This is a genomic window from Mycobacterium montefiorense (genome assembly GCF_025823255.1).
In the GTDB taxonomy this organism is placed as follows: Bacteria; Actinomycetota; Actinomycetes; order Mycobacteriales; family Mycobacteriaceae; genus Mycobacterium; species Mycobacterium montefiorense.
Genome location: NZ_JACKVL010000017.1, coordinates 670,226 through 683,026 on the forward strand (window position 1 = coordinate 670,226; position 12,801 = coordinate 683,026).

The 12,801-nt window shown below is 63.6% G+C and carries 12 protein-coding genes and 1 pseudogene; 8 read left to right on the forward strand and 5 right to left on the reverse strand.

The window, feature by feature from the left end; translation table 11 throughout:
* Positions 1–9: 9 nt before the first annotated feature.
* Both H7K34_RS23130 and H7K34_RS23135 read right to left on the reverse strand, forming a co-directional pair.
* Positions 10–1,023, reverse strand: coding sequence for an NAD-dependent epimerase/dehydratase family protein (locus H7K34_RS23130; RefSeq protein WP_264064317.1), 1,014 nt, complete (start codon positions 1,021–1,023; stop codon positions 10–12).
* Complete coding sequence (locus H7K34_RS23135; RefSeq protein ID WP_264064318.1) at positions 1,020–1,529, reverse strand: nuclear transport factor 2 family protein; 510 nt, start codon at positions 1,527–1,529, stop codon at positions 1,020–1,022. Before H7K34_RS23135 ends, H7K34_RS23130 begins: the two co-directional genes overlap by 4 nt.
* Positions 1,530–1,657: 128 nt before the next feature.
* On the opposite strand from H7K34_RS23135, the gene msrA reads away from it, so the two are divergent.
* Positions 1,658–2,179 (forward strand): peptide-methionine (S)-S-oxide reductase MsrA, encoded by a 522-nt coding sequence (gene msrA, locus H7K34_RS23140; protein ID WP_264064319.1) that lies wholly within the window; start codon positions 1,658–1,660, stop codon positions 2,177–2,179.
* On the opposite strand, the pseudogene H7K34_RS23145 reads toward msrA, so the two are convergent.
* A pseudogene (locus H7K34_RS23145) lies at positions 2,176–3,502 on the reverse strand (cytochrome P450). The gene msrA and the pseudogene H7K34_RS23145 sit on opposite strands and share 4 nt — an antisense overlap.
* Before the next feature lie 128 nt (positions 3,503–3,630).
* Here H7K34_RS23145 and H7K34_RS23150 point away from each other — a divergent pair.
* Together H7K34_RS23150 and H7K34_RS23155 are read left to right on the forward strand one after the other, a co-directional pair.
* Positions 3,631–4,248 carry a TetR/AcrR family transcriptional regulator gene (locus H7K34_RS23150; RefSeq protein ID WP_264064320.1) on the forward strand — a complete coding sequence of 206 codons (618 nt, stop codon included), beginning with the start codon at positions 3,631–3,633 and terminating at the stop codon, positions 4,246–4,248.
* Between the two features lie 51 nt (positions 4,249–4,299).
* On the forward strand, positions 4,300–4,512 hold the full coding sequence (locus tag H7K34_RS23155; RefSeq protein WP_108922005.1) for a TOBE domain-containing protein: 213 nt from the start codon (positions 4,300–4,302) through the stop codon (positions 4,510–4,512).
* Between the two features lies 1 nt (position 4,513).
* Here H7K34_RS23155 and H7K34_RS23160 read toward each other — a convergent pair whose 3' ends face one another.
* Positions 4,514–5,398 (reverse strand): alpha/beta fold hydrolase, encoded by an 885-nt coding sequence (locus H7K34_RS23160; RefSeq protein ID WP_264064321.1) that lies wholly within the window; start codon positions 5,396–5,398, stop codon positions 4,514–4,516.
* Between the two features lie 58 nt (positions 5,399–5,456).
* Complete coding sequence (locus tag H7K34_RS23165) at positions 5,457–6,362, reverse strand: class I SAM-dependent methyltransferase (protein WP_264064322.1); 906 nt, start codon at positions 6,360–6,362, stop codon at positions 5,457–5,459.
* Between the two features lie 211 nt (positions 6,363–6,573).
* On the opposite strand from H7K34_RS23165, the gene H7K34_RS23170 reads away from it, so the two are divergent.
* The 5 genes from H7K34_RS23170 (at position 6,574) to H7K34_RS23190 (ending at position 12,491) form a co-directional block, all read left to right on the forward strand.
* Positions 6,574–8,037 (forward strand): PPE family protein, encoded by a 1,464-nt coding sequence (locus H7K34_RS23170; protein ID WP_264064323.1) that lies wholly within the window; start codon positions 6,574–6,576, stop codon positions 8,035–8,037.
* Between the two features lie 182 nt (positions 8,038–8,219).
* Complete coding sequence (locus tag H7K34_RS23175; protein ID WP_264064324.1) at positions 8,220–9,602, forward strand: MFS transporter; 1,383 nt, start codon at positions 8,220–8,222, stop codon at positions 9,600–9,602.
* Positions 9,603–9,799: 197 nt separating this feature from the next.
* Positions 9,800–10,624, forward strand: a complete 825-nt coding sequence (locus tag H7K34_RS23180) for an ABC transporter substrate-binding protein (protein WP_264064325.1) — start codon at positions 9,800–9,802, stop codon at positions 10,622–10,624.
* Between the two features lie 95 nt (positions 10,625–10,719).
* Positions 10,720–11,694 carry a FecCD family ABC transporter permease gene (locus H7K34_RS23185; protein WP_264064326.1) on the forward strand — a complete coding sequence of 325 codons (975 nt, stop codon included), beginning with the start codon at positions 10,720–10,722 and terminating at the stop codon, positions 11,692–11,694.
* Positions 11,691–12,491, forward strand: a complete 801-nt coding sequence (locus H7K34_RS23190) for an ABC transporter ATP-binding protein (protein ID WP_264064327.1) — start codon at positions 11,691–11,693, stop codon at positions 12,489–12,491. Before H7K34_RS23185 ends, H7K34_RS23190 begins: the two co-directional genes overlap by 4 nt.
* Positions 12,492–12,801 lie beyond the last annotated feature (310 nt).

The window sequence follows — 12,801 nt, forward strand, 5'->3', positions numbered from 1 at the left end:
GGACCGAGCCTATTCGGGTTGCGCGGCCGTTCGCGGGGTGCGCATCGCGGCCCAGAATCGGGCGGCCTCGCGGATCGATTCCTCGATCGGGCGCGGCTGCCAGCCCAGCTCCCGCTTTGCCTTGCCGCTGTCCACGGGCGCTTCGGCGCGCATCATCCGCACGGAAGCGAGGCTGAGTTGAGCGTCGGTGCCGGTGAGCTTGGCTTTGCACGTGCCCGCCGCGGCCAGGGCGTAAAGCATCGGAACCGAGATCGCGCGTTGCGGGGGCGCGACACCGGCCTCGTCGGCCGCGATCCGGATCGAATCGTTGAGCGCCATCATCTTCTCGGAGACGAGGTAGCGCTCGCCGATGCGGCCGTGCTCGGCGGCCAGGATCATGGCCCGCGCGGCATCGTCGACGCCGACGACTTCGAGCTGAATGCCGTTCATCAGGAAGGGCAGCTTGCCGAATACCGCGCCCGCGATGAAGGCACCGTGCGGAGTGCCGCCCCAGTCCCCGTCGCCGTACGTCGTGGACACGCACATCGCGACGGCGGGCAACCCGGCGTCGGCGACGTAACGCATCACCAGGTCTTCGGCCTGGACCCGGGATTGCACGTAGGGAGTCAGCCCGCGGGAAGCGATCACGTCGTCTTCGGTTGCCACGTGACCGTGCCGGCGGCCCACGGTCGCGTAGGTGCTGGTGAAAACGAACCTGCGCAGGGGCTGGGTGACTGCGACATCGAGAACGTTGCGCACCCCCTCGACGTTGGTGCGAAACAGCGGCGCCGTGTCACGCAGCCACGCGCGGGTGTCGACGACGCAGTAGTACACGTCGTCGACGCCGTCCATCGCCTCGCGCACCGTGGCGGTGTCGAACACGTCGCCGTGAAAGCGCGTGACGTCGAGGTCGTCGATGGACCGGGTATTCGCACCTTCGCGCACCATCACCCGTACCTGCGCCCCGTCCGCGACCAACTGACGGGTGACGTGTGAGCCCAGAAAGCCGTTGGCGCCGATCACAAATTTGGGTTTGGCGCTCACTGGGCGGCCCCTCCGTACTGCTCGATGAACTGCGCGCCCGCCTCGTCGAGAGTGCCGAGTTCCTGCGCCTTGCGGCACCACTTCAACGTGGCCTGCACGAAGCGCAGCGGGTTGTAGATGTCTTCTTGCTGACGCCACAGGCCGTCGCCGGCATAGGTGACGATCGAGATGTTCGTCGCGCCGATGACGGTGCCGTCACCGGGATCGCGCATCGGGTTGTCCAGTTCCATGATGATGCGCCCGCCTGCCTCGTCGATGACCGACCACAGCGACGGAAACGCGACCATGTGGCTGCCCGGAAAGCTGCCCATCGTCGCACTGATCCACTCGCGGACCTCGTCGCGCCCGTGCCAAGTGCCCGCCGCGTGTTCGATGTACAACACGTCGGGCGTGTAGTGCTGGACCCAGGCGTCCCAGTCCTGCGATTGCGCCGCCGCATCGACGGTCGCCTCGAATTTCGCAAAGGCATCGGCGAGTTCACTACGGGAGAATTGCGGGCTGTTCACGCAAAAACTAGAACACGTTCTACCGCGGTTTGTCGAGGGCTTCACCTCGCCGCTATACCCGGTGGCGAACATCAGGATAATCGGAGGGAGGTTGCGACCATTCGGTCCGAGCGAAACGAGGCGATGACATGACGAACACGCAAAAGGCGATCCTCGCCGGCGGCTGCTTCTGGGGCATGCAGGACCTGATCCGCAAACAGCCCGGGGTGGTCTCGACCCGCGTCGGCTACACCGGCGGCGACGTGCCCAACGCGACCTACCGCAACCACGGCACGCACGCCGAGGCCATCGAGATCGAATTCGACCCGACGGCCACCGACTACCGCACGCTGCTGGAGTTCTTCTTCCAAATCCACGATCCGACCACCAAGGACCGGCAGGGCAACGACCGCGGCGCCAGCTACCGGTCGGCGATCTTCTACACCGACGACGAGCAGCAGCAGGTCGCGCTGGACACCATCGCCGACGTCGAGGCCTCGGGGCTATGGCCCGGGAAGGTCGTGACCGAGGTCAGTCCCGCCGGGGACTTCTGGGAAGCCGAGCCCGAACACCAGGACTACCTGGAGCGCTACCCCAGCGGATACACCTGCCACTACATCCGCCCCGGCTGGAAGCTGCCCGTCCGAGAAGGCAAGGGCGCGTCGGCTTAGCGCCGCCGCACCACAACCCGGCCGCCGTCCTTCGGCGTGAACGCGACCCCACGGCAATGCCAGTGCTCGTCTGGTTCCTCCGTGGTTTCAATAGTGAAGTCGCGCAACACCGTTCGAAGCACCACGTCCATCTCCATGTTGGCGAATGCCGCCCCTACACACCGGCGAGTTCCTCCGCCAAACGGAATCCAGGACAGCGCTGACGGTTTCGCCCCGATGAATCGCTGCGGGTCGAAGCGCCCGGGATCGGGGCACACATCGGGATTGTCGTGAAGTTGTGCGATACCGACGATGATCGAATAACCGCGCGGAATCACCCACTCGCCTAGTTGATACGTCTCCGGGTAGACGTGTCGACCGGCGAAATCGATCACGGTTCGTGCCCGTTGGACTTCCAGGATCGTCGCCTGGCGCAGCTCGTTGCCGCCGCTATCGGCTTCGGCCACCAGCGCCGCCAGCAGCTCGGGGTGGCGGCTGATCCGCTCGAATGCCCAAGCCAGCGTCGAGGCGGTGGTTTCGTGCCCCGCAGCCAGCAGCGCCAGGAGCTCGTCGCCAATTTCCCTGTGCGACATGGTCGAACCATCTTCGTAGCTGCTGCGCAGCAGCAGCGCGAGGACGTCGGTCCGATCGGCGAAGTTGGGGTCCGCCTGCTCGGCTGCGATCAATTTCTCGATGACGGTGTCGTACTGCCGGCGCCACCTGTCCAGCCGGTGCCATGGGCTGAACCGCCCGTAGTCCCGCTTGGGCTTCGGCAGTGCCGCCAGGCGCGAGCCGAGGGTGACCCACGGTGGGATAAGCCGGCGCAGCTCGTCGAGTTCGGCGCCATCTGCCCCGAAGACCGCCCGCAGGATTGCGTTGAGGGTGATCCGCATCATCGGCGACAGCGTGGCGAACGACCTGTCCTGCGGCCAGTCGGCGGTCTCGCGCAGCGTTTCTTCTTCGATGATGCTCTCGTAGTTCCTGATGCTCTTGCCGTGGAATGGCGGCGCCAACAGCCTTCGCCGGCGGCGATGATCGTCGCCCTCGAGCGCGAATACCGAACCGTAGCCGAACAATCTGCTCAGATTGGGCTGGATGTTGCCGAGCTCGTCGGGACTGGTGGTGAAGATCTGCTTGGCCAGCTGCGGGTCACTGACCGCTATGGCGCGCCCGAACATCGGGAGGCGCAGCGTGAAGACGTTGCCGTAGCGGCGCGAGAGTCGTCGCATCATCAGTCGCCGATGACATCGAAAAACCAAAGCCCTGCAATATCTTTGGCACCGGAGCCGCCGGGGGCAATCTGACCGGGGAGGCCGCTGGTGCGGTGGTGACTACTTCGCTCATAGCGTCATTGCTCCCAATATCTGCCCCGGATCGGGGTTGGTACCGCGGTGTACCACAGATCCTTCTTGGTACGGTACTCTGTGGTACCAAAGCTGACAAGGGTGCATCCACCGAAAGGGCCACCAACCATGCCATCCGCGACGACGGCGATCGCAGCGGTGGACGACGCGCCGCTCGGCGATCCGTTTCGGCTCCGGCTGCTCGACGGCCTGGCCACCTCGATCGGCGAACGTGGCTACCGCGCCAGCACCGTTGCCGACGTGGTACGCCACGCCCGCACGTCCAAGCGCACGTTCTACGACCAATTCGCCAGCAAGGAAGGGTGCTTCCTCGAGCTGCTGGCCGCCGACATCGAAAAGCTCGGCGAGAGCATCGCAGCCGCGGTCGATCCCGATGCCGACTGGCATCAGCAGATCCGTCAGGCCGTCGAGGCCTACGTCGCCTATATCGAAGCCCGGCCGGCCATCACCTTGAGCTGGATTCGAGAGCTCCCCTCGCTGGGCCCCGTCGGCCGCCCCGTCCAGCGCCGCGGCCTACAGCTGCTGTCCGACCTACTGATCGACCTCAGCGCCAGCGCCGGGTTCCGGCGCGCTGAGCTACCTCCGTTGACCGCGCCGCTGGCCGTGATCCTGCTCGGCGGCCTGCGCGAACTAACCGCGCTCGCCGTCGAAGACGCTCACCCGGTCCGCGAGATCGTCGAACCGGCCGTGGATGCTTGCGTTGCGCTGCTCGGTCCTCGGCAATAGGCCCGATCGCCGGGTTAGGCTCATCGCACCCCTAGACACCTAAGGACTGCAATGCGGCTATCCACACGAAATCAGCTCAAAGGGACCATCACCGCGGTCGATCTCGGGACCGTGATGGCAGTCGTCAAGATCAAGCTCGACGGCGGCGATCAGGTCATCACATCGTCGGTCACCAAGGACGCGGCGACCGAGCTCGGCCTCAAGGTCGGTCAGCCCGCGACGGTGTTCATCAAGTCCACCGAAGTCACCATCGGCGTCGAGTAACTCAGAGTTCCAGAAACGCGCGCAACCGGTCCAGCACCAAGTCTGGTCGCTGCGCCACGATCCAGTGGCCGACGCCATCGACTAGCTCTACGTCGAAATCGCTGATGCGATCGGCGTATCCGTCCAATAGCCGCGGAACAACCACCGGGTCCTCGGTACCGCTTAGCCAGCGCACCGGTACCTCAACGCGATGGTCGTTGTACTCACCGCGAATCCAGCGGCGCATCTCCGTGGTCTGGAAGCTGCGATACCACCGCGAACCGGCCTCCGCGTGTCCGGGCTGGCGCATGCACTCGATGTACAGTCGGACGCTGTCGTCGGGCAAGGTGAACCCGCCGCCGACCCAGGAACCCAGCAATCGGAGAAATCGCGAGTTGGGATCGCTGATCACCCGGGGCCCGATGACGGGCAACAACATCGGAACCTGATACCAGAATCGCCAGAGGTCACGGACCGCCGCCAGATCGAACTTCACGAAGGGCGCCACGGTGTTCAGTCCGAAAAAGCCGGTCACCTTCTCCGGATGGCGCAGCATCATGATGAACGCGGCGGGTCCACCCCAGTCGTGGGCGACCAGCTTCACCTTCTCGATGCCCAAGTTGTCCAGCACGCCCGCCAGATCTTCGGCCAATTCGGCCTTCAGATACCGCGATCGGGGCGCCGAACTCCAGCCGGCACCACGCAGATCCGGACACAACACCCGGTAGCCGTCGGCGGCCAGTGGGCCAATCAGTTCGTGCCACTCCCACCAGTTCTCTGGGAAGCCATGCACCAGCATCACGGGCGGCCCGTCGGCCGGTCCGGCGTCGGCGACGTGGATTGTCACGCCGTCGCCGAGATCTACGTACCGATGTTCAACGCCATCTAACGCGGGCATGGTGACCATGCTTGAAAGCTATCGCAGAAAAGGCTACTTCGCCGAACAGCTCGACGTCGGCAAAGAGCTATCCGGCTCGCACGGCGGTGACGAGGCTAAGGGCACTGAACATGAACCAGGCATGCCCGCCTATCTCCGGTGTTGCCCGGTCGCTGGCGTTCAAGAGGTCCAGCAGCTCGATGCGTTCGACCTGCCAGCCGTGACACCGAAACCACGTGGCGGCCTCGTCGCGTCGCTGGTTGCAGATCAGCGACAGGAATCTCAGCTCGCCAGCGTCGCCGCGTTCGGCGGCGTCGTCGGACAACCTGTCCAGCACCACATCTGGCTGAACCGCCATCTGCTCGAGGGCGACCATGCTACCGGGTGACGACAGTGTCGCGATAGCGTCGAAGAGTTGTCCTTGGGTATCGCCGCCGAGATACATCGACAGTCCTTCGACTAACCACGCAGTCGGCTGCGTGGGGTCAAAACCGTTGTCATGTAAGGATTTACCCCAGTTATCCCGCAGATCGACGGCCACCTCGCGTCGGGTGGTGCGCGCAACGGCGCCGGTCGTCGTCAGCACTCGTCGTTTGAATGCGTGAACCAGCGGCTGGTCCAGCTCGAACAACACGGTGTCAGGGTTCCACTGCAATCGGTACGCGCGAGAATCCAAACCGGCGGCTAGAATAACGACCTGGCGTATCCCCGCCGCGATTGCAGAAGCACAGAACCTGTCGAAATACTTTGTCCGCGCGCCCTGGTAGTTCACGAAGTGCTGACCGAAGTCATCGGTGCAGAGCTTGTGGTGGGGGGCGGCCCCGTCGAGTAACTCCAACCAATCGCCTCCAGCGGCGCGGCAAAAGAGTTCGGCGTACTGGTCAACGGCGAGCGGTGCGAGTTTGCGAGCCTCCAGGGCGCGTGCTGCAGCAACGAATAGCGCCGTCGAACCGACACCAGTTGTGATGTCCCACGTGTCTCTATCCGTGCGCATGCTTGCGCACAGTACCAGGACTTCTCATGCTGAAAATGCTTAGAATCAGCGAGCTCTGGTCAAGTTTGGCGGGTGGCCGGGAACTTTTTTGCCTCTCGCACCGACTACTCACTGGAACGTCAGTTGCCTCGTCGCGCTGACATTATGTGATTTTACGATTTATATACAGTTAGCTCAGTCGATGTTGTATGGCATCGCGCGAGGAGGTAGTGTGACTGCGCCCATATGGATGGCCCTCCCTCCGGAGGTGCATTCGAGCCTGCTGGACAGCGGCCCAGGTCCAGGATCGTTGCTAGCTGCGGCGGCGCAGTGGCAGTACCTGAGCGATCAATATGCCCAGGCCGCCGCCGAGTTGAGTTGCCTGCTCGCCGCGACATGCACGAGTTCATGGCAGGGGCCGAGCAGTGACTGCTACGTCTCGGCACACGGCCCCTACCTGGCCTGGCTGGAGAAGGCGGCCGCCGATAGCGCCATGAGGGCCGTTGCACACGACACGGCCGCGGCCGCCTACATCGCCGCGGTCTCCGAAATGCCAACCCTCCCGGAGTTAGCCGCCAACCACGCCCTACATGCCGTCCTGGTTGGCACCAATTTCTTTGGCATCAACACTATTCCGATTGCTCTCAATGAAGCAGATTATGCCCGAATGTGGATCCAGGCTGCTCAAACGATGTCGCTTTACCAAGTGACATCTGCGATAGCGTTGGCGTCGTCACCAGTCACTACACCCGCCCCCCGCATCCTCGCCATGGACGAGCCGGGTTCGTCCGGCATGCACGATGGCATGGGACCTCCCCCGCCGCCGGACGGCTTCTGGAACCAGATCAAGTGGCTCATCCAAACCCTGCTACAGCAATACGAGTTTTTCATCAAATGGCTGCTGGATCCGTCAAGTTTTACTCCACAGCAGATCCTGAACGGTCTTCTCGGCACTTTGAAGACACTGCTCTTCCAACTGATCCCGGACTTGTTTCTACATCCCAGCATCGGGAGCTTCTTCCTCGTCCTTATCTATGCCTCGATGGCTCTCGTACATGCGAGTCAGCTACTGATATTGGCCGCGCCCTATTTGCTCCCCCTGATTGCCCCCGGCGCGCTTCTCGCGGCCGCGGGCGTGGGCGGCCTGGCAGCCCTCGGCGCTATCCCACCGGGCATCCAGGCTGCTCCGCCCGCCGCTCCACTGCAGCCCGTCCCCAGCCCGTCCGCGTTCCAGCGGCTCACACCGATGATCGCCCCGTCCGTTTTCACGGGACCCACCAGCACGCCACCATCCGCTCCGGCGGCGCCCGCGCACGCCGCCACATCGGCACCGGCCACGGCGCCACCGGCACCCAACGCGCCGTCGCTCTATGCCGCGGCCGGTACTCCCGATCCCGGCGGTCGGCTAGGCCCACCGGCGACTACCGCGATCAGAGCCGCTGCACCCAGCAGCGCGCCGCAGTCGGCAACCAGCGTTACTGCTGGATCAGCCGGGGTAAGCCGGCGAACAAAGACCAAGATCAACGACCGCGCTCACCGACATGAGTACCTGGAATATGAACCACACCAGGACCTGTCGGGCGTTCCCGAATCATGGTCGTCCGCAAAGGGATCCGGCCCGATGGGTTGCTCCGGTGCCGCCCGCACCGGACGCGAACCCAGGGGGTTGATCTACGACCCTTTGTCGAAGACATAGACCGGACTGCGCCGCTAGTGCCCAGCACCTGGGGCGTCGACCATGCATAGCGGGCAGCCATCCACGGCGATTGAACGTGCCCGCCATCGCGTCGATGGATTCGCCCGAGGGGCAGTTTAGATTTCGACGGATTGCCGCAGCCAATCCAGTGGGTCTGAAGATCCGTTAACCAGGAGGGCAGTTTGCGCAGCGCGCGAGAATCGCTGATTGAAAAGGACATCGAGGGCGTCAACTGGCGCATGGTCGCCGTCGCCGGAGCGATGTCTTTCGTGGCCATGGCCGACGGTAATGTCGCGACTGTAGTCGTCCCCTCGGTGATGAAAGCCTTCGACACATCGACTGCGGTGGCGTCGTTCATCTTGTTGGGGTACCAGATCCCAGTTGCGGCACTCCTACTGTTCTTCGGATCGCTATTCGCCTCGATCAGCATGCGAATCGCCGTGCCTGTCACCATCATTTTGTTCACCGTGTCCGGGGCGCTGTGCGCAGTCGCGGACACGATGTCCTGGTTGGTCGCGGCTCGGGTCGCCCAGGGGGTGTGCGCGTCGGCGTTGTTGGTACAGATGCCATTACTTGCCGCTACGGCCGCACCTCCGGCATTTTTGGGTCGTGCGATGAGCGTGCCCGTGATCAGCGGCCCCCTCGGCGGCGCAGTCGGCGCGGGTGTGGCCGGGTTCCTGGTGGCTCACTTCGACTATCGCAGCGTCTTCTTACTCCATGTTCCCGTATGCGTACTGGCGCTTGTACTTTTTGCGGCGGCATCGACCCGCCCGCCCGACCCGGGGCACACCACGACGCCGACGTTCTGTTGGCGCCGGGAGAGCACCGGCGCGGTGATCAGCGCGGCCGGAATTGCCTTGCTGTTGTTTGCGATCGGTGGATTCGCACGCGGGTGGTCAATGGTGGTGGCTGCCGTGGCCGGCGGGGCGCTGTTGGTGGTGTGGGTGAAAGCTTTTGGGCGAAGCCAAACTACGGTGCTGCGGCACACTGCGACGAAGTCCATCCATGTCGCGATTGCCTTACTGGCTTTGGGGTTTGTCGTCTTGACCTACACCGTTTCGGTGACCATGCAAGACGCCGCGAATCACATAGACCCCGCTGGCACCGGTGCAGCACTGATGGCATTCCCATTGACAATGGCCGTTTTTGGCCTTATCGGCGGGAAACTGGCCGATCGACTTTCTGCCACCACGGTCGCATGTGCCGGCGGTGTGGTCGTGGGAGTCGCCGCCCTGCTCTTCCTTGATATGCCCTCTGGCTGGACCCCAATGCAAACCGGTTGGCGACTGGCAATAGCCGGCGTAGGCATGGGACTGTACGGAGCTCCCACCCAGGCATTGCTGTTCAGCCGAGCTCACACCACAGCGGAACGCGCGATCCTCAGCGGCAGCAGTCAGTTAGCCCGCAATGTCGGGTTTACAGCAGGTCCAGCCTGCGCGGTAGGGGCGATGCACCTGGTGGCTCCGCTGGCACCCGTATTACTGGGAGGCACCGCCGCTTTCGCAGGAACCGTCGCGCTCGCGGCGTCGCGACAACGGGGGAACCAAACCGCATGTGCGAGATGACCGGTCGGCCGCGACTTCGATCAACACGGATAGCTGCGGGGGTGACGGCGCTCGCCTGCGTGCTGTCGTCGTGCTCGCCGGGCCCCCTCCCATATCACACCGGCGCGAATGCATCGAAACCGATGCTTGTGCATCCGCAAGCCCCCCCCTGCCCCTCAGCGCCGTCGTTATCGGCGCCGCCGCAGCGGATTGTGACGATGGACGGCGGCGCTGCGGCAATCCTCACCGAGTTGGATGTGGGTGATCGCATCGTCGGCACGGCGAGTCCGGACTTCTTTGATGCGTTCGCTCAACCACAAAGAAGTCAGCTCGCTCGCATCCCGGTGATCGACTCGCAGCGCGGCTCCGCGGAAGCAGTGATCAATGCAAAGCCCGACCTCGTCGTCGGGGTCTCGCTGTACAGCTTCGGCGGCTTCGACGGCACTCCCACGGTGCAGCAGCTACACGAAGCCGGGGCGGAGGTGATCGTGGCGTGTCAAGACCCCGCGATTCCGGGGCCGGTGCCAGATCTATCGGTCACCACAACATTCATCGATCAGACGGCAAAGCTTCTCAACGTCACCCAGCGCGGCAATGAGCTGAACGCACGCATCCGCGGAGAGCTCGACCGTGTCCGGCCCGCACCCGGTGCTACCCCGATGCGTGTTCTTGTCTTGTCGGCTGCGCCCGTTGGCGGGCAACCCGTCTTGACCCAAGGCGCAAGGAGTTTGGCTAACGGAGTGATCGCATTGGCGGGCGGTCGCAACATCGCCGGCGACATCGACATGGACTTCGCCAGCCTTAGTCCCGAGGTGGTAGTGGCGCGCGACCCGCAAGCCATCGTCGTCGTGACCGGTTTTGCACCGGTCAGTGACCAGGAATTGACGGCCTCGATCCGCCAAAGTCCCGTGTTAGCCGCAACCACCGCAGTGCGCGAGGGGCGGTTGGTCGCTGTCCCACAAAGCATTGCGATCTCACCGAGCGTGCTCAACGGTGAGGCCGTGGCTCGCATCGCCCGCGTGCTACGGCAACCGCCGACATGAAAACGCAGCACCGGGGCGACCGCGTGGCAGCCACACTCGCGAAAGTTCCGCTTTGGGCACTAACCTGGCCGCTGTTGGCTGCGACGTTGGCATCAATGATTGTTTCGGTTGGCTTGGGCCCGGTCTGGGTTTCGCCCACTGCAGTGGCTCGCGTCCTCGTCGCTCATCTCTGCGGTGGGCAAGCCGGCTCTTTGCCAAATGATTTCATCATCTGGCAGTTGCGCGCCCCGAGGGTGGTGGAGGGTATCGCGATCGGAGCGGGCCTGGCGTTAGCCGGACTGCTAAGCCAAGCCCTGATCCGAAATCCCTTGGGGGACCCGTTCATCTTTGGACTCTCGTCGGGGTCGAGCGTGGGGGCGGTACTGGTCGTCACGACCACGGTAGCAGCCGGCCTAGGCATGCTTGCCGTGCCATGTGCGGCAGTCGCGGGGGCCGTGGTAACCGCGCTGCTGGTTTTCGGCTTGTCGAGGTCATCGGGCCGACTGGTCCCCGGAAAATTGGTGATGACCGGATGTGCCATTGGTCAGTTTCTTGCGGCGCTGACCTCATTTCTGCTGTTACATACCCGACGATCGGATGCTCAACAGCAGGTGCTGTTTTGGCTGCTGGGCAGCATCGCCGGCGCACGATGGCTGTTCGCCATTCCGTGCGCGGCAGTAGTAGCCGCCGTCTGCATCGCGTCGGGAATGCTGAGCAGAAAATTGAATCTGTTGGTACTCGGCGACGATGCCGCTGCCGCACTTGGACTTAACACCCATCGGACCCGTTTGGTGTTGCTGGGGGTCATCACCTTGCTGACCGGAACCGCGGTGGCCGTTTCAGGGACAATCGGCTTTGTCGGAATGATCATCCCCAATCTGGCCCGACTGCTGGTCGGTGCCAACCATCGCCGATCGATTCCGGTTGCCACCTTGCTCGGAGCATTGCTCATGGTGTGGTCCGATACAGCGGCGCGGCTGGTGTTGGCTCCGAGTGAGCTGCCCATCGGCATCCTGACGGCGGCGATCGGCGTTCCTGTCTTCCTCGGCATCTTGGGCCGCAGCCGGACTAGCACGGTGGGTCTAGCGTGAGATTGACGATCGACAACGTTGCGGTGGCGTACTCACACCGCCCGGCGATCGTCGACGCTGGATTCACCGTCGATCCAGGCGAATTCGTGGCACTCGTCGGACCCAACGGTAGTGGAAAATCTACCCTGCTCAAGTCCGTCTACCGAGCCCTGCGACCGCGATCAGGACGGATCCTGCTCGACGGCGTCGATGCGTGGAATACCTTGGGGCACCGAGATATTGCGCGCAGTATTGGAGCTCTAGGGCAAGACCACCATGGCGGATACGACTTCACTGTGCGCGAGACCGTCAGTTTGGGGCGTTCTCCTCACCTAGGGGCATTTGGTCGGCTCAGCTCTCACGATGAAGAAATCATTGATGATTGCTTGCATCGGTGCCGATGCAACACCCTGGCGGATCGTTCTGTTTCCACGCTTTCCGGTGGTGAACGGCAACGCGTCCTCTTCGCCCGGGCGCTGGCCCAGCAACCACAGGTTCTGGTGCTCGATGAACCGACCAATCACCTGGATCCAGAACATCAAATTGAAGTGCTCGAACTTTGTTCGTCGCTGCAAGTCGGCGTCATTGCTGCGCTGCACAGCCTCGACCTGGCCGCGCAGTACGCAGCGAAAGTTGTTGTCCTTCACGAGGGAACCGTTCATAGCGTCGGCACTCCCGAACACACCTTTATCCCCGAGACGCTTCGCCATGTCTTCGGCGTGGACGGCTCGTTGATACGCGACGAGATCACCGGCAGGCCCCGTCTACTGCTTCGCCGAAGACACCGTCGGAGATCACCGGGCGCCACTGATGGGTAGCCGAAGTCAACAGAACAGCGAGAGAAAGGGGCCGCGTATGTCCTCGGGGAGGTGCCCAGCACAGCAGGAACTTTTCGGAGCCCCTGACCCGGCGGTGGCTCGCGTTCGATTGGAGGGCGATGCTTATCACGAGGACCCCTACCGGTTGTTTCGTGATCTAACCAACAGCGGGGCCGTACATCCGGTTCAGTTTCCCGCGGTCCACGCCTGGCTCATCACGGGGCACGACGTGGCCCGACGTGCTTGCACCGATCCCCGGCTGGGAAAGGACCATAGCCGGGCGAACCCCCATTTCCTTGCGAACGCGTCA